The organism is Flavobacterium sp. GNP011, assembly GCF_056428925.1.
The window spans coordinates 127320-146003 of record NZ_JBWJVJ010000003.1; the positions used below are offsets into that span (position 1 = coordinate 127320).

Below are 18684 nucleotides of genomic sequence, written 5' to 3' on the forward strand. Positions count from 1 at the left end.
ACATTAAATAGGGTTTTAAGGTTGTAAATTAAGCCTGATGATTTTTAATGTTAATTTCAATTTTTTTTCCTGATGAGAATTATTTCATACAATGTAAATGGTATTAGAGCAGCCATTACAAAAGGTTTTCTAGAATGGTTGCAGCATGCAAATCCTGATGTTATTTGTCTGCAAGAAATTAAGGCTACTGAAGATCAAATTCCAGTTGATGCCATTACGCAAGCAGGTTATCCCTATCAATATTACTATCCAGCTACAAAAAAAGGGTACAGTGGTGTAGCCATTTTGTCTAAAACAAAACCTAATTCTGTTTTTTATGGTACCGGAATTGAGCATATGGATTTTGAGGGACGTAATCTTCGAGCTGATTTTGATTCAGTGTCTATTATGAGTTTATACTTGCCTTCTGGAACAAATATGGATAGATTGGATCATAAATTTATGTTTATGGATGATTTTCAAAACTACATCAATGAACTCAAAAAAGAGATTCCAAACCTAGTAATTTGCGGTGATTACAACATTTGTCATGAAGCAATAGATATTCATGATCCTGTTAGAAATAAAAATGTTTCTGGATTTCTGCCTCAAGAAAGAGCTTGGCTTGATCAGTTTATGAAATCAGGATTTGTAGATAGTTTTAGACATTTTAACAGTGAGCCGCATCAATATTCATGGTGGAGTTACCGTGCTGGAGCAAGAGGAAATAATAAAGGATGGCGGATTGATTACAATCTTGTAAGTGAAAATTTAAAACATAAATTAAAAAGAGCTTTAATTTTAGCCGATGCTGTTCACTCAGATCATTGTCCTATTTTGGTTGAAATCGACTAACAATCAGGAGCTTGTTCCAGTCATTCGATACAAATATAATTCACTGAACTCCTATGTAAATAAAGGTTGAGTGAAGTAATTTTATTGCTTTTAAAAAACAACAAAAAGGATTTTTACTGCTAACGGGGCTACAAGAATGCTCTTAGCTTAATGATTTCGGTCTATTAAACAATTGAATCAACATAAATACTAAAACAAATGATAAAAAAAATTTCAATCGGATTGTTGGTACTCGCATTATCAACATCTTGTGTTTCCAAGAAAATATACAATGATCTAGAAAGTAAATTTACAGATCTTAAAAAAGAAAATAGAACTTTAGCTGATGAAAACGCAACGTTATCGCAAGCTAAAAACCAACTTGAAATAGACCGAGACGCCTTAAAAGCTGATCTTGATAAATCTACAGTTGCTCTTGCCAAAGCAGCAGCAGATTTAGAAGCAAGTAAAAACAAGTATAAAGTGCTTCAAGATTCCTATACCGCTCTAGAGAAAAATAGTGGTGATGCGCTACAAAGCAACATGAAGAAAAATAGGGATTTGCTGGATCAACTAGATGAAAAAGGAAGAGCGCTAGCACTAGAGCAAGAACGTTTGAGTAAAAGCGCACAAAGACTTAAAGAGCTTGAAGATTTGATTGCTGCTAAGGAAGCGAGTATGAAAAAACTAAAAGAAACCTTGTCTAAGGCCTTGAATAGTTTTGAAGGAAAGGGTCTTACTGTTCAACAAAAAAACGGAAAAGTATATGTATCTATGGAGAATAAACTTCTTTTTAACTCTGGGAGTTGGGCAGTAGGATCTGAGGGTAAAAAAGCAGTTGTTGAATTAGGAAAAGTATTGGGAGATAATCCAGATATTTCCGTGCTAATTGAAGGTCATACAGATGATGATGCCTTTACAGCATCCGGTCCTATCGCAGATAACTGGGATTTGTCTACAAAAAGAGCTACAGCAATTGTGGGTATTTTGAGCGAGAATAAAAAAATCAACAAACAAAATCTAACTGCGGCGGGAAGAGGAGAGTTTTCACCTCTAGGAAGTAATTCCACTGCTGAGGGCAAAGCTAAAAACCGTAGAATTGAAATTATCTTAACGCCAAGATTAGATGCTATTGCAGATATGTTGAATGAGATTAATTAATTTGTCCACAGTCAAAAGTCATAAAGTCGTCAATTTAAATAACTGACTTTATGACTTTTGACTTTATAACGTTATGACTTTATGAAATACACTACTTTACCCAATTCTGATGTAAAAGTCAGTAAAATTTGTTTGGGTACAATGACTTTTGGTCAACAAAATACTGAGGCTGAGGGTCACGCCCAAATGGATTATGCACATGAAAAGGGAATTAATTTCTTTGATACAGCCGAGATGTACTCTGTTCCAGCACGCGAGGAAACTTATGGAAGTACCGAGAAAATCATTGGCTCTTGGTTCAAAAAAACAGGAAAGAGAGACGAGGTAATCTTGGCATCTAAAATAGCAGGTCCTAATGTCAATTTTGGTTATATGCGAGAGAACTTAGATTTTTCACCTGCAAGTTTAACCCATGCCTTAGAGGCAAGTCTTACGAGATTACAAACAGATTATATAGATCTCTACCAATTGCACTGGCCAGAAAGAAAAACTAATTTTTTTGGTCAACGTGGTTTTAAATCCCAAGATGATGCTTGGGAAGATAACATTCAAGCTGTACTAGAAACCCTGGACGGATTTATAAAACAAGGAAAAATCAAACACATTGGTCTTTCTAACGAAACTCCATGGGGAATTATGCGTTTCTTAGAAGAGGCGAAGTATAAAAACTTACCTAAAATAAAAACCATTCAAAATCCGTATTCTTTATTGAACAGACTTTTTGAAAATGGTTCAGCTGAGATTTGTACTAGAGAACAAGTAGGGTTGCTGGCTTATTCGCCAATGGCTTTTGGAGTTTTGTCAGGTAAGTTTCTTACTGGTGAAAGTCATCCAAATGCTAGACTTTCTTTGTTTCCACAGTTTTCAAGATATAACAGTGCACAAAGTACGCAAGCTACTCAAATGTATCAGGACATTGCGGTTAAAAACGGACTTACGCTTACGGAATTATCATTGGCATTTGTCGCGCAACAATCGTTTGTTACCAGCACCATTATTGGCGCGACCAGTCTAGATCAATTGAAAGAAAATTGTAATACCATACACGTAACACTTTCAGATGATATTTTAAAAGCTATTGATGAGGTACAAGCTTTAATTCCGGATCCGGCTCCTTAATTTAATATTAGTATTTTTTTAAGAACAACATTCGTGGTGAGTATTGCAAACTTTGTTTTATTACTTGCTATTCGAGCCTTCCTTAACAAAAACTCCAGCAGAAAAATGAATCTTTTTTGCTGGAGTTTTTTCATTTCTAGGAGAGATTTAAAAATCAAATTCAGTCCCTGCGGCAAGTGAATCTACTTTCATCAAGGTTGAATCTAGTACTTTGAACTTTATAAAAGAGCGTGCAGGTCCAGAGATAAAAATAGGTATTGAAGTATATAAGGTATCTTCTGGAGTCAAGAGTCCTCTTCGTAGCATTATTTTTGTCAATAAAAGTTCTTGTTTTGTAGCAAAATCTTTCAGTAATCCTTGATCGTTAAACTGATACATGAATTTCTTTGGACTTGGAATAATTCGAGCCAAGTATAGGCATTCGTTTAAAGACAACTCCGCAGGTGTTTTTTGGAAATAAAACTGACTCGCTTCGCCTATTCCATATACATTTGGACCCCATTCGATAATGTTAAAATACACTTCCAGCATGCGTTCTTTGCTCACAATCTTGTTGTTTTCAAGGATGTAAACTAATAATATTTCTTCAAGCTTTCGCGAAAGCGTTTTTTCTCTGCTCAAAAAAGCATTTTTCACGAGTTGCATACTGATAGTGCTTGCGCCACGAGCAAACTTTTTGGTTCTAATGTTTTTTACAATCGATTGTTTGAAGGCCTCACTGATAAAGCCGCGATGTGAGAAAAACGAAGGATCCTCAGTTGTTAAAACTGATTTTTGCAGGTAAGGCGAAATTTGATCTAATGGGGTGTAGTTAGGGTTTGCGGTACCCACAAGAACTGGTCTTTGTAAAACGTTATTAATCAAGGCTCGGTACACAAACTCTCCATTGAGCTTGGTTAAGTTCGCGTCGCCATATTTTGTAATTTTTAAGTTTTCTTTCTTTAAAGTACTATCAAAAACCAAGCGGTTGGGTTTGTTTTGATTGAAAGCAAAATCCAATTTATATGTAAACGTTCCGCTTGCTTCCATGCCTTTGAAATGCGTAAACAAGCCTTCGGGCAAAGAGGTTATGAAATCCTGAGCCTTCATTTTTGGGATGTTTACCTTGAGTTTGTAGAGCGTGTCAAGAGCAGTGTCATAGGCTAGGTAAGGATGGAATTTTATCTTATTGAGTTGTACGGTGGAGGTACTGTCAATAGAAATAAAATCAGATCCTAATAAAAAACGGTAGTCAAACTTAGCATTTTGCAACACTACATCTTTATTGGCTATTTTAGGATGATTGATTTTTAAATTGGCAATAGCCATAAAACCATCAATGTGTAGCTCATCACCATCTTTGTCAATGTTTTCAAGATTTAATCGTATGGTGTTGAAACTAGTTTTCAAGTTGAAACGTTCATCAAAATACGGGAGTTTAATGGCGCCAGTATCAATGTTTACAAACTGAATGTCTGCTTTTTTATTTCTTGGATCTGCAAAACCTTTAATTTTCCAACGTTGTGAGATGGTATTGGTTTCTACTTTTATGGATGTTTCCAATTGTTTATTGGCCAAACGTAGTTTTTGAAAATTGATGTTTGTTTTATTACCGTTATCATCTATTTTAAATGCAAGATTGTCCAGCACCATATCTGTAGGTACTAAATTCAATATTTTGGTGATAAGGGCATAAGCAAATTCGGCGTAATCCTTTTTTTCATTCGTTTTTTCGGTGGAGGGATCCTTTTTTAAGAACGCATCAAAGTTTCTTTTTTTTCCTTTTTTTACCAGTTGGATGTAACCGTTATGTATGTCTAATGTTCCCAGTTGCACCTCGCCCGAAATTAGTTTCAAGAGGTTCACCGTTGTTTTTATTTTTTCAATTTTAAAAAGCGTATCAGCATCTTTAGGAACTAGCGTAATTCCAGTCATGCTAAGGCCAGACAAACCATCAAATGAGGCTTTTTTAACGGTGAAACCACTGTTGTATTCTACCGTCATTTCATTTGAAATTTTATCTAGAGTTTGTTGTAAAACGGCATCTCTAAATACAAAAAACCCTCCAACAATAAGGCATATTACCACGAGGAGTATCTTAAAAAAAAGACCAATTTTTTGTTTTGTGGTTCTCATGTTTACTGTATTGATTTGGGGTGGCTAAAATAGCAACTTTTTTCATCAATAGTAGGTTTAATTGTAAAGATTAATAAACTATTAGCGATTTCGAAAATTACTTTTATTAATTCTGTTAGTTGTTTTTTTGTAATTATGAATTTTGGCAAATAGCCTAAAAAATTAAAAATATTTCATTAGGTTAGTTTAATGTTTTTGGATAATTAAAATCGTTCTGTATACTCAAAATACTTTATTACATGTTTTTTAAACAAACAAGTCTAGGTATAAGATACTTTAAATTTTTTTTTTTTTGTAATATTCATAACACGAATTTTTTGATTTTTTTAATTTTAATTATTTAAGGTTATTTTTACAATTTAAAAATCACCTATTTGTTTAATAGCATTTTTTTTAAAATTTATTATGATTATTCTTAATATATTTTTATAATTTTGCCTTTTCAAAAATGTATTAACTACAATAAAAAATGTAATGAGGTATCTAATTTTAATAGTAATAATTAATTTTAATTTTTTATGTTCTGCTCAAAATAAAATTGAATTTAGTTATGACGCAGCGGGTAATCAAATAAGAAGAGAAATTTGTCTTGGTTGTAAAATGGTTTCAGGTAAAGAAGTCAAAGACGAAAACACGGTTAATGATTCTGATATGATGCTTGTGGATCAAGATCAACTGGATATAAGTAGTTCAGATAAGATATCTTATTATCCTAATCCTGTAAGAGAAGAATTGTATCTAAGTTGGGAAGCCAACTCAAATAAAAGCGTAACAGCTATACAACTATTTAGTCTTAATGGGCAATTATTACAAACTTTCATTAAACTTAATGGTGTTAAACAAACCATACCTTTTTTTAATTATCCTACAGGAATGTATTTAGTAGTTTTTCAATATAGTAATGGAGAACAAAAATCTATTAAAATTATGAAAAAAAATGAATAGAACATTTTTTAGCAGTTTAGTTCACTCGTTTAAAATTATGAGAAATTTTCTTTTATTGTTGATACTTTTAATAGTTCCAACTTTTGTTCTATCTGCCCAACAAATAGGAGACGGTTATCAGAGTATAATACCAAATTTTGGTACACCGCTATTATCAGGGGGTTACAATGGTGTTAACGCTGAAGGTATGACTCCTGATACTTCACATCCTTGGCAACATTTATTTGCTTTAAGACATCCTAATCATACTAATCATCATCAAATGCAACTTTCATCTTCATTTGCAGAAAATGATCGATTGTTTTTTAGGAAAATTGCACAAGGTGGTTTACCAACTATTAATCCTGTGTGGAATGAAATAGCTACCAGAGGTGCTAATAATTTTTTAGGTAATCAAAGTATTAGTGGTAACCTTGCCGTAGGTGGTATTAAAAATAATAGCAACATTAATTTTGAATCTCAAGATGGTTTTCACAGAATAGCATTTCATGAATTACGTTTTTGGGATTGGCAAACGGGAGAATTAATGACTATTAATAATGGTAACATAGGTATTGGAACTACAAATCCCGCTCGAAAACTAGAAGTAAAAGGTAATCATTCAACTTCAACTTTTAGAGTGTATTACCCTGATGAAAATGTTAAAGGCCAAGATGCATCTATTGATATTTGGGCTTCTGAGCCTGGTGTAACTTATAATGGGTCAGGTATTGGCGCTAATGTAAATGGTCAACCCTATTACGGTAGAACAAATACTGCTTTAGGTCAGGAGTTTATTAGATTTATAGATGGGACTACTGCATTTCATAATAGTTCAGGTGATGCGGTCTATTCTGAACGAATGAGAATAATGCCAGCAGGCAATGTAGGAATTGGTACCACAAAGCCTGATGAGAAACTTACAGTAAATGGTAATATTCATGCTAAGGAAGTAAGAGTAGATTTAAACATACCGCCAGATTATGTTTTTGATCATTATTATTCTGGTATTTCAAAGCTTAAACCTTCTTATAAGATGCCATCGTTACTTGAGGTAGAAGAGTTTGTGAAACAAAATCATCACTTACCTGAAATTCCATCAGCCCAAGAAATAGTAGAAAATGGATTGCGTCTTGCGCAAATGAATGGTCTACTACTTCAAAAAGTTGAAGAACTTACCCTTTATGCTATCGAGCAGCAAAAAACGATATTGACTCATAATAAAATTATTGAAAACCAAAATTTAAAATTGCAACAAGTAGAGAAAGATTTATTGCTACTTAAAAAAAGCATAACTAGTAAAAAAAATAATAATGATAAATAAAAAAGAGTTTAGCAATTGTTTGTTACTTGGATTGATCCTAATAGCTAGTACACAAAGTTTAAATGCTCAAAATATTAATAGTAATGATTTTTTGAGTAAGAAATTACCATCGATTTCTTCAGGGGGGTGGGGAGGATTTACTTCTCCTGGTTCTGTTGATGATTTTGTAAATGGGTATACTTTCTCATATGCAACAAGTGGAAGTCCTTGGAATGGGTCATTGTTAAGTTTTGGAGGCTTTGGTAATCAATATGATACACAAATTAATTCAGATTACGGACCAAATGGAGGTAATAGAATGTCTTTTAGATCTAGAAATGGCGATATTGGCAAATGGAACAACTGGAATGAAATATGGCATTCTGGCAATTTGAATAATGTTTCAACTGATTTTAATGCACGTTCTATTTTTACTTCTGGCAACGTAGGTATTGGTACTAGTAGCCCTGAAAATTCAGAAAGTTGGGAAAAGGTTTTAGAGGTAAAAGGCAATAATCATGCTAAAATTATTTCAAGTTCGTCAACTGTACAAACAGGTGTCTTTTCGCACGATTCGGGTTATTACGGAGCTCCAGTTGGTGGTATTGTTGGTACCACTACCAATAATCCTTTTAGTATAATGACTAATAAAAGTACCAAATTAACAGTAGCGACTAATGGAGATATTGGTATTGGAACTACAAATCCTGAAAATTCAGAAGGTTGGGCAAAGGTTTTAGAGGTAAAAGGGAGCACTGATTCTAAAATAATTTCAAGTTCGTCAAGTGTACAAACAGGTATCTTTTCTCATAATTTTGGTTTTTACGGAGCTCCAGTTGGTGGTATTGTTGGTACCACTACCAATAATCCTTTTAGTATTATGACCAATAAAAGTACCAAATTAACAGTAGCAACTAATGGCAATGTTGGTATTGGTACCACAAATCCTGATGAGAAACTTACAGTAAACGGTAACATCCATGCTAAGGAAGTAAGAGTAGATCTAAAAATACCGCCAGATTATGTTTTTGATCATTATTATTCTGGAGTTTCAAAGCTTAAACCTTCTTATAAAATGCCATCGTTACTTGAGGTAGAAGAGTTTGTAAAACAAAATCATCATTTACCAGAAATTCCATCAGCCCAAGAAATAGTAGAAAATGGATTGCGTCTTGCGCAAATGAATGGTTTACTACTTCAAAAAGTTGAAGAACTTACTCTTTATGCTATCGAGCAGGAAAAGAAGCAAAAGTCTCTAGAACAAGAATTAGCTGAATTGAAAACACAAGTAAAGGCTATTTTGAAACAAAAGTAACTTTCTGTCAAGATTTTTAAATTATGAGGTTATTCATATCGCCTCTTTGATAATGATATGTTGTTTCCCAATACATTAGAACACTAAATTCCTTTAAATAAAGGTTTTAGTTCTATAAAAATAAATTCTATATGAAGTATTACTTTGCATTATTTTCATTATTGTGCTTACATTCAGGTTTCTCACAGCAAATACTTAATACAGCTGAGACCGCTTCACGAACAGTCTCCGATCCTAAAACTGTTATTTTATCCCCAGGATTTACAGCAAATTCGCAAACTGTGAATCCATTTATAGCCAAGATTGGAGAAAGTTCGGTTCAATCTGTAAATGCTGGAACTACAAATTCAACTGCTGGAGAGAATAACCTTTCGGGTCAAATTGGATTAGGAAATTTTCATGATACAAAAGGAGATATCTCTGTTAGTGGAGGTGGGCAATTATTGTTTTCATTACCAATTGCATTACCACCAAGTATTAATGGTGTAGCACCACAAATGAATTTATCTTATTCTAGTGGAAGCGGAGCAGGTATAGCTGGTATGGGGTTCTCTATTTCAGGGATTAACAATATTAGTAGAGTAGGTAAAAATATAGAAAAAGATGGCGAGTCTAAGGGGGTTCAACTTGATTACTCCGATTATTTTGAATTTAATGGGCAACGCTTATTATTGAAAACACCTGGAGATATTAATAGTTATGGCAAAGACGGTACAGAGTATGTAACAGAAAAATTATCAACCCTAAAAGTTAAATCAGTAGGGATGATTAATGATCAAAACTATACGGGACCCAACTCTTTTGAAGTAACTTTTGATAATGGTTCACAAGCGTGGTATGGTACAACTCCAGACTCTAAAAACCCTGTAGAGTACAATATTGTAAAATGGAAAGATGCACAAGGTAATTATATAACCTACAATTATTCAAAAACAAATAATGTAGTTGTTGTTTCAAGCGTAGAATGGGGAGGGAATGAAGTAATGGGAACGCCTCATTTTAACTCGATAATTTTTAATTATTCTAGTCGTAATACAAAGGAGGTTTCTTTCATACACGGTGTGAAATTCGTGCAGGATAAAATCCTTACAAGTGTTATTGTAAATGCTAATAATCAGCAATTTAAAAAATATGTAATAAGCCATGGTATAGATGAAGTTGTAAGTAATATCATTGAGTACAATTCTCAGAATCAAGCTGCAAATCCAGTCTATTTTTCTTATCAAAATTCATTAGATTCAAATCGTTCTGGTGTTAAAAATTACGATGATAATGAAAATAATAAAGTTGTAGGTGATTTTGATGGAGATGGTGTGTTAGATTATTTGAAATATTTTGATGGAAAACCAGAAACCACGATATGTCTAGATTTTGGTGAATCAAGCTCTAATAGACCTGAATGTACTAAATGGGGTACATCTCCAGCTATAGCAAAAGGTGTACAGCTAATTAAATCCTTTTTAGACGAAAAAACTGCTCAAATGTTAAGCGTAGATGTTACTCAATTCAGCAAAGAGGAGTTTAATAAAGCCGTTGCAATTACATTTAAAAATAGTAAAAATGAAATTAGTGCAAGGCAGGGAATCTTTATAACTAAAGAAAAAGAGGAGAACGGAGAATTTTTTATTGAAGGACAAATTTATGCGGTTAATGATAATAATCAATTAGTTCCTCAATTTGATAAGCCTTTTGTTTTCAAAAATTCACATAAAAATCTATTTACTGAAAATCAAAATGGGGATTATTATAGTAGTACAACTATAACCTCAATGTTGATGGAAACTAGACAACTTGATTTAGATGGTGATGGGGTTTCTGAAATAATTTTAAATTTCAATGATTTTACTTCTATTGAACATCGTTCAAATAGCGATGAGGTATTACAAAGAAAAGCATCTACCAAAAGAGTTGCAATTAATCAAGTTATTAATACATATAACTATTATCGATATTTAATTTTAAACCTAAATCCTACTTCAAGTCCTTCAAACACCTTTAAGGAAACCGCTACTTTTCATATTAATATCTTTGATAAACCATTAATTGGGGATTTTAAAGGTGATGGAAAAATATCAATACTTAAAATTCACGGTAATAGTAGTTATGCCCAATTATTTTCATTTAAAAAAGATAAAGTTTCAAATGATTTTTCATTGGAAACTACAGAAGTACCTTTTGTATTTAAAGGTTTGTTTGATAATGCTATAGTGGGCGATTTTAATGGAGATAAAAAATCTGATCTTATTATTCCGCAAGCAGATAATTCTGCAACTTGGAATTTATATTTAGCAAATGGTAAGGGTTTTAAAGAAGAGGTAAAAACAAACCTAGTAGTTTTTAATAAAACTATTGAAGCAAAAGATAGTTGTGGTTTTTTTGATCTACAATGTAAGAAATTCAACGAAAGAAAGGTCCAATCCTATCAGGCGCTAGATATAGACAAAGACGGAAAGAGTGAATTGATTCAATTTAAATACGATACAAGAAACTATGACAATACCAGAAAGCTATCCTATTCAGATAATACTGTTAGAGTATTTAGAAATAGTGGATTTAACGGGACAAGTGATGTTAATTTTAGTATGATGTATCAAGACTACTTTAGAGAAAGTGGTTTCCATATTTTTAGTGAATTGGTTGGTGATTTTCAAATAAATCAGGTTAATAACAGTATTGTTCTTATAGGTAGAGAAGCTTATAATGGTATTAGTGGTAAATTGTACACCTACAATTTTGCCGATAGGTCAAAAAAAGCACTTGTAAAATCTATTACTCAAGGAAATTTAACTACTACAATAGAGTATAAGGAATTAGATTCAAAAGTAAATCCTAGTTTTTATGCCCCTATTAAAAAGGAGAGGTATCCTATTGTAGAGTTAGAGAGAGTTTCGCAATCTTTTGCAGTAGCCCGTTTAACTCAATTAGACCGTAAACAAGATTTTATTTATCGAGGTCTTTTAGCTCATGTAAATGGGAGAGGAATGATAGGTTTTCGTAAAATAGCACGTTCTAATTGGTATGCCGACGGATTTGAAAATACTAAGGTATGGTCAGCCACAGAGATTGATCCTTTACAAAATGGGATGGTCATCAAAGAGTGGAATACTAGAAACGCAAGCGATATTTTTCCAGAAGATGTATCGCTTAATACTACTCAGTTACTATCCCTCAAACTAATGGAGTATACTACTGAAAAGTCAGTTACTGGTGTAGAGTCAATATTGCCTTATCGATCTATTGAAAAAGATTTTCTTAAAAACGTTACTAAGGAGTCTACTATATTTTATATTGGTAATTTTAAAGTGGTTGATAGAGTAGAAACAAGTATTAATGGAGGGTATGCTACAACTATTTCCAAAAATGAATATTTTAATGACAACCTGTCTGGTGTTGGAAAAGATTATTATGTTGGAAGAATAGATTCTAAATCAGAAACTATAAAAGCTTATGGCGACACTAAAAAATCTAAAACAGCCTTTACTTTTGAAAATAATTTACCTAAAACGATAACTACTTTTAATCAAGACGAATCGCAAACCACAACAGAAACCTATACATATGATGGTTTTGGAAATGTGATTGAAAAAAATGTGAGCAATAGTCAAGATGCTCAAACGCAAAACATCAAAAATCAATATGATTCTAAAGGATTATTTGTAATTAAAACTACTGATAATCTAGGTTTAATTGCAGAAACTACCTATAATAATTATGGGCAAGTACTCACACAGTCTGACCCACTAGGGAATATTAATACTAATACCTATGATGCTTGGGGTAAACTTACTAAGTCTAAAAGTAATCTTTCTGGTACAACCACTTACACTTATGAAAAACAAGGGGATGATATTGTTACGTCACAATATGATCCTACTGGCGATATAAAAGAAACCCGAACCAACAAATTAGGGCAACAATATCAATCAATGACAAAAGGCTTTGAAAACGGTACCTATGTGTTCAAGAAAGTAGAGTACGATCTTGTAGGGCGAAAAATCAAAGAAAGTGAGCCTTATTTTGCTAATGAAGCTCCAAAATGGAATACTATTACTTATGACGACTCTGTATTTCCAGCAAAAGCAACCGTCTCTAGTTTTAACGGAGCCATTACTGAAACTCAAGTTTTAGGTACAACAACTCTTATAAAAGAACTGAACGGATACAATCGTACTACTCGCAAAACAACTGATGTTCTTGGTAATCAAATGGAATCAGAGGACAAAGGGGGTATTATAAGTTTTACTTACAATGCAGCGGGACAAAATCTTAAGGCTATTTATGGCCAAAATGTAGTTACTACTAAGTATGACACTTGGGGTAGAAAATCAGAATTTCACGATCCTTCTAATGGTAAATATTCTTATGCTTACAATGGTTTTAGTCAATTGCTAAAAGAAACTAGCCCAAAAGGGATTAAAGAATATATTTATAACAACAAAGGACAGCTTACTGCACAAAAAGAAATGTCTACAGATGATAGTGCAAAGGCAACTAATAAATCAATAACCTTTACGTATAACTCTAAGGGGATGATTACTGATAAAAAAGGAACTGCTAATGGCAAAGACTATCTTACCTACCTTACCTATGATGCCAGTGGGCGAGTACTAACAGTTAGTGAAAATAGTAACGGCAAATACTACTTTAAAAAGAACATTGCCTATGATGACAAAGGCAGAGTAACGTCTTATGATAAAGGGCTTTATTCAAGTGGCATTTTAACTCAAACGACACTTGAGAACGTATACAGTTCTTGGAGTGGTGCACATTACCAGCTGAAAGACAAAAATGCCTCAAAAATTTTGTGGCAACTTAACACGGCCAAAGCTAACGGACTAGTTCTTAAAGCTAACTTGGGCAATGTAGCTATAGAAAACCAATATGATGGTAACAATTTCTTGACAAAAGTAGTACATGCATCAGCAGTACAGCCTAATGTTTTGCAGCTTACCTATGCATTTGATGCCATAAAAAACGAACTAAAAAGCCGTTCTAGAGCTGGTATAATAGCTATAAATGAAGTTTTTTCTTATGATGACAACAACCGTTTAACCAACTGGACCAACCCAAAAACGGGCTTGATCTCTAGCAATGGCTATGATGAAAAAGGTCGAATACTAAACAATGACCAAACAGGAACAACCACTTTTAAAAATGATAAGATATATCAAGCAGCATCCCAGCAGTTGAATGCAGCAGGAATACAAAACTTTAGTAATGATATACCGCAAATTATAACTTATAACGAGAACAATGACCCAGTCTATATAGATGGACAAAAAGGAGATGCTTTTTTTGGTTACGGACTTACAGAAATGCGCCAAAGCGTAACCTACGGTGGTAACTTTAATCCTGAACAAGGGCAACAAGGAAAGTTTACTAAATATTATAGTGAAGATGGCAGTTATGAAATAACAACAAATAATACTACAGGTCAAGAAAAACACATTTTATATCTAGAGGGCTCACCCTATGAGAGTGATATTGTTTTTGTAAAAAATTATAGTGACACCGCTGCAAAATACTTATTTTTACATAAGGACTACATAGGTAGTATTTTAGCCATTACTGATGAGGCTGGTACAGCAGTGGAACAACGCTATTTTGATGCTTGGGGTAACTTAAGCTCATACGCCACTGCAAATGGTCTCACTATGCCATCTACTGTTGCAGGCAGTATGCTTATTGACCGTGGCTACACAAGCCACGAGCATTTTACAGAGCTAGGTATTATACACATGAACGGTCGTTTGTATGATCCCTTGCAAAGGCGTTTTTTAAATGCAGATGAAAACATACAAGACCCTAACAATACACAGTGTTACAACAAGTATGGGTATGCCATGAACAACCCATTGTTGTATAACGATCCAAGTGGGGAAATAATACCTCTATTGGTAGCAGTAATTATTGGAGCTGCAGTGGGTGTTGCTAGTTACGCCATAGGAAGTTATTTTACTTATGGAAGTTGGGAAAAAGTAGGCTTATCAGGGGCACTCAAGGCAGCGTTTTGGGGCGCGGTATCAGGAGCAGTAACCTTTGGTATAGGAGAGTGTTTTACAACAGTTACTGGAGGAATTAAGGCAGCAACTGCTTTTTCAAAAACCTTTGGTGGAGTACTGGTTAAAGCCGCAGCTCATGGTATTTCTCAGGGTACACTAGCCATGATGCAAAATAACGGAGCAGGATTTTTGAGCGGTGCATCAGGAGGTTTTTTTGGTAGTCTTGGCGCAACGGCTTGGGGCGGTGCAGGCGGTAAATGGGGCGGTATTGGCGGCAAATATGCCAGCACTACAGTAGGTACCATAGCTTTTGGTTCACTTTCGGGAGGAGTAGGAGCAGAGCTTTCTGGAGGTAACTTTTGGAAAGGTGCTGTGACTGGTGGTATAGTTAGTGGACTGAATCACGCGTTGCATCAGATTGACCCACCAGGCAAAAAAAGAGACCCTTTAGTTAGAGCCGATGGTTCTCGAATTACAAATGCTGATGTTAATGGAGATGGAAAAGTTGCACTTATAGAATTAGAATACTGGTACAGAAATGGAGGAGGAACTGCAATTAATATAAATGCATCTTCTTTGAGTATGGAAGGCGTTGATCCAAATTTATTTAAAGGGATGGCTGTTGGAGATCATATTGGAATAAATTTATTGTTTTCAGATTTTTGGGGAGGAGAAGGTGCTTTATACGGAGAATTAGATTTTGAATATAGGGGAGGAAATCAGGTGCGAATTGCCTCTAATGAATATAATTTTGATGTTGGTGCTGATGTTGGTCATCCTTGGTTTAATTCTTGGTCTGGTTTTGCTAGAAATGTTAGTACTGTTCTTGGAAATATCGCCGCAGGTTTTGGGACTGGTTTTATGATAAACTTTAAAGGTAATGCAACATTAAATTTTAATCCAAACAAATAATTAAAAATGAAAAAGTCAATTCTAATTATTTATCTTTTATGCTGTTCATGTAAATTTAATAGTGATGATATTAATGTAAATCTTGGTAAAGATTATTTATGTATCAAAAAAGGAACTTTAACAGAAATATACGCAAATAATAGTTATGGATTTGGACAAGGAATTTATCCTTTTGTAAAGCAATATGCTTTTGATAAAGATTTCATTATAGTTAAACAAGAGACTAAAAAAAAGGAGATTGAAATTTCTTTTGCTGAAAAATTGAGAAGCTGTTACGGTACTTTACTTTACAACAAAGACTCTATAAAAATGACTAAAGATGTTGAAAAATTTATTCAATCAAAAATTTGGACAGATTCGATTTGGCATAAAGAAATATCTAGGGAAGTTTTACCTGAAAATAATGTGAGAAGTTTTGACACTTTGAGTATAATTGTTTCTAAAATAGTAAAGGAAGACCCTTATTTTAAAGAAATGTTTTCAAGAAAAATTAATTATTACATAATTGATAAGCAAAAGCAGGAGGTTTATGGACCTTTTTCAAAAGAAAATTATCTAACTAAAAGGAAAGAATTAAAAGTTTCTGAAACATTAGTTTTTGAATGAACACAGAAAAGCCGAGCATCGCTCGGCTTTTGTTATTTATATGCTAATCTAGTTTTAGCATCTCTTAAAAGTCCATCAAGAGTATAAAGAATGCATTTTTTGTTATCTTCTGGCAAAGCTTCTATATCCCCCCTGCTGGCGCAAGCATTAGGTAACACAATCGCTAGTGCGAGTTTCCAAACTCGTACCTGTCTCGTGTCTCGTCATAAAATAAGTTTACATATTTTAGGACGAGAGAGGGGGCGGTTTAGCTTCTGCTTCTGCAAATATTAGTGCTACTAAACTATATTATTCAGGTTCTAGTAATTTTAAACACGATGTTTTTATGGGGGGCACCCAACTGGCGCTCGTTTGTTCAGGTTATCTGGTGCTCGATTTCATCGAGTACCAACTTACCTTATGAAAATGAATTGTAGCGTTTGCAACGCGACTTTCCTTTGTAATTTGAGTCATGAACATTTCTAGGCTAAATCTAGCAGTAATAGATCTACTTTTTGTTTTTGTGTTCCGTATTTTATTTGCAGTGTAGAGCCTTCGCCCATTCGAGTGTAATATTCCAGTGCTTTATGGGCAAAAAAACGTTTGTGAAAATGAGATAGTTCGGGAACTTGCGGGTAATGTTCATGAAAAAGCATTTCATAATAGGCCTGCCATTCCCTTTCGTTTTTATCATGAATCGTGTTTTCAGGCGTTTTTTGTGCCACGTGAATCATCTCATGAAGGAGTAAGTTGAGCATTAAGGGAAGTGGATATTCAAAAGTATTCTCCGGTATCCGAATAATTTGTGGTTCACCCAAAGCACCTTCGGTAGTCATTAGGATGAATTCAGGCTTTGCTTTTTCTCTGAGTTCAAAACCTTTAAAGTTGGGGTGCGTAAGGCCGTATTCTTCCATCAAGAACTTTGCTGCAGCAATAGTTTCCCCCATTTCATGAAAGGAGTTTACAATTTGTAGTTGGTCTTGATAGATTTTCATTGTAAGGTAGTAGTGCGGTTTATTTCGGTTTTTATAGATGCCAAATGCATGGTAAATATACTTTATTTGTTTTTATTAAATAGGCTGCAATCAAAATGTAGTTGATTTTTATTCCTAGTCAAGTTATTATTTGATCTTCTCTGACTACAAATAAAAAAGCCTAACAAAGCAAAAGTTTGTTAGGCTGTCTTAGTATGTATTTTTGTAGGTTACAGGATCGCTTTGGCTCCAAAGTCAGCTACAAGGTGATCGTCTTCTACGGTGCTTCCGCTTACTCCAATAGCTCCTATTACTTCACCAGCATTGTTTTTAATAACAACACCTCCAGGAAATGTAATCAACCCGCCATTGCTGTGCTCAATGTTGTATAACGGAGCATCAGGTTTTACTAACGGTGTTAAAGTTGCAGTGTCCATAGTGAACCATGCTGATGTTTTTGCTTTTTTGAATGAAATGTCAATAGATCCTATCCATGCGCCATCCATTCTAGCAAAAGCAACTAAATTTGCACCTGCGTCTACTACGCAAATGTCCATTTTAGTTCCAATTTCTTCTGATTTGTTTTTTGCTGCAGCGATTACTGCTTCTGCTTGTTGTAATGTAATGTTCATTTTTGTATTCTTATTTAATTTTAAATTGGGTACGTAATTCAATTGGGGCAGCACTTAAAGCTTCGCTACTTGTGCATTTTAGTTTTAGTGCTTCGGCTAATTCGTTAAATTGTACTTCGGTCATTCTGCTGACTTCACCAGTTAAATATAGTTTGATTATGGAGATTTCAAATCTATCGCAAGCAGCGTCGAGAGCTGCTTTGACTTCACATTTATTATCTTTTATAGTGTGCTACAATAGTTGCTTTTGCAAGGGTGTTGGCCCATAAATTGTAACCAACTAACTCTGGGTTTGCAGTAGCGTCTAGTCCTAGTTTGTCTGTTTTTAGTGCGTAAACTGTAAAAATATAGGTGTGTATGCCATGACCAACTGGCGGACATGGACCTCCAAAACCAGTCGCTCCAAAGCTTGTAGTACTTTGTACAGTTCCCGCTGGCATTAAATTTAAGGCTGGATTTCCTGCTTTTGAAACAATTTCATTCACATTGGTAGGAATGTTAAATGCTACCCAATGCCACCATCCTGCTCCTGTAGGTGCATCTGGATCGTAACAAGTAATGGCAAAACTCTTTGTTCCCTCAGGAGCATTTTCCCAACTTAATTGTGGCGATGCATTGTTTCCGTTACAGCCAAATCCATTAAATTCATTTTGAATGGTAAAGGATCCGCCCATATCTTTACTGCTTAGTGTAAATGTTTTTTGAGCAAAAAGCGTACTTGTAAATAGAAGTACTGCTGATAAAAATAAAATTGATTTTTTCAAGGTGAATGTTTTTAAATTTCAATGCAAAAGTCATTAATATAGAGGTAAACTCTAAAACTAAAAAG

12 protein-coding genes are annotated in these 18684 nt (G+C 34.1%); 8 read left to right on the forward strand and 4 right to left on the reverse strand.

Annotated elements, in window-relative coordinates; all coding sequences use genetic code 11:
* Positions 1–72: 72 nt before the first annotated feature.
* The 3 genes from AC061E_RS04465 (at position 73) to AC061E_RS04475 (ending at position 3093) form a co-directional block, all read left to right on the forward strand.
* Positions 73–834: an exodeoxyribonuclease III gene (locus AC061E_RS04465; protein WP_478285192.1), complete on the forward strand. Its 762-nt coding sequence runs from the start codon at positions 73–75 to the stop codon at positions 832–834.
* 198 nt (positions 835–1032) lie between these two features.
* Positions 1033–1974, forward strand: coding sequence for an OmpA family protein (locus AC061E_RS04470; RefSeq protein ID WP_478285193.1), 942 nt, complete (start codon positions 1033–1035; stop codon positions 1972–1974).
* Between the two features lie 81 nt (positions 1975–2055).
* Positions 2056–3093 (forward strand): aldo/keto reductase, encoded by a 1038-nt coding sequence (locus AC061E_RS04475; RefSeq protein WP_478285194.1) that lies wholly within the window; start codon positions 2056–2058, stop codon positions 3091–3093.
* A gap of 147 nt (positions 3094–3240) precedes the next feature.
* Here the strand turns inward: AC061E_RS04475 and AC061E_RS04480 are convergent, their stop codons facing one another.
* Positions 3241–5208 (reverse strand): transglycosylase domain-containing protein, encoded by a 1968-nt coding sequence (locus tag AC061E_RS04480; RefSeq protein ID WP_478285195.1) that lies wholly within the window; start codon positions 5206–5208, stop codon positions 3241–3243.
* 474 nt (positions 5209–5682) lie between these two features.
* On the opposite strand from AC061E_RS04480, the gene AC061E_RS04485 reads away from it, so the two are divergent.
* The 5 genes from AC061E_RS04485 to AC061E_RS04505 all read left to right on the forward strand — a co-directional run bounded on the left by AC061E_RS04485 (position 5683) and on the right by AC061E_RS04505 (position 16270).
* On the forward strand, positions 5683–6153 hold the full coding sequence (locus tag AC061E_RS04485) for a T9SS type A sorting domain-containing protein (protein ID WP_478285196.1): 471 nt from the start codon (positions 5683–5685) through the stop codon (positions 6151–6153).
* A gap of 37 nt (positions 6154–6190) precedes the next feature.
* Positions 6191–7456: a hypothetical protein gene (locus AC061E_RS04490; RefSeq protein WP_478285197.1), complete on the forward strand. Its 1266-nt coding sequence runs from the start codon at positions 6191–6193 to the stop codon at positions 7454–7456.
* Positions 7446–8750 carry an autotransporter outer membrane beta-barrel domain-containing protein gene (locus AC061E_RS04495; RefSeq protein ID WP_478285198.1) on the forward strand — a complete coding sequence of 435 codons (1305 nt, stop codon included), beginning with the start codon at positions 7446–7448 and terminating at the stop codon, positions 8748–8750. The genes AC061E_RS04490 and AC061E_RS04495 overlap by 11 nt, the downstream gene beginning before the upstream one ends.
* Positions 8751–8881: 131 nt before the next feature.
* Positions 8882–15664, forward strand: coding sequence for an RHS repeat-associated core domain-containing protein (locus AC061E_RS04500; protein WP_478285199.1), 6783 nt, complete (start codon positions 8882–8884; stop codon positions 15662–15664).
* A 6-nt stretch (positions 15665–15670) separates the two neighbouring features.
* Positions 15671–16270 carry a DUF3997 domain-containing protein gene (locus AC061E_RS04505; RefSeq protein WP_478285200.1) on the forward strand — a complete coding sequence of 200 codons (600 nt, stop codon included), beginning with the start codon at positions 15671–15673 and terminating at the stop codon, positions 16268–16270.
* A 461-nt stretch (positions 16271–16731) separates the two neighbouring features.
* Here the strand turns inward: AC061E_RS04505 and AC061E_RS04510 are convergent, their stop codons facing one another.
* The 3 genes from AC061E_RS04510 to AC061E_RS04520 all read right to left on the reverse strand — a co-directional run bounded on the left by AC061E_RS04510 (position 16732) and on the right by AC061E_RS04520 (position 18619).
* Positions 16732–17244 carry a hypothetical protein gene (locus AC061E_RS04510; protein ID WP_478285201.1) on the reverse strand — a complete coding sequence of 171 codons (513 nt, stop codon included), beginning with the start codon at positions 17242–17244 and terminating at the stop codon, positions 16732–16734.
* Positions 17245–17453: 209 nt separating this feature from the next.
* The gene (locus AC061E_RS04515; RefSeq protein ID WP_478285202.1) at positions 17454–17855 is read right to left on the reverse strand and encodes a GlcG/HbpS family heme-binding protein; all 402 of its coding nucleotides are present in this window, start codon (positions 17853–17855) and stop codon (positions 17454–17456) included.
* A gap of 215 nt (positions 17856–18070) precedes the next feature.
* Positions 18071–18619 carry a YbhB/YbcL family Raf kinase inhibitor-like protein gene (locus tag AC061E_RS04520; RefSeq protein ID WP_478285203.1) on the reverse strand — a complete coding sequence of 183 codons (549 nt, stop codon included), beginning with the start codon at positions 18617–18619 and terminating at the stop codon, positions 18071–18073.
* Between the last annotated feature and the right edge of the window lie 65 nt (positions 18620–18684).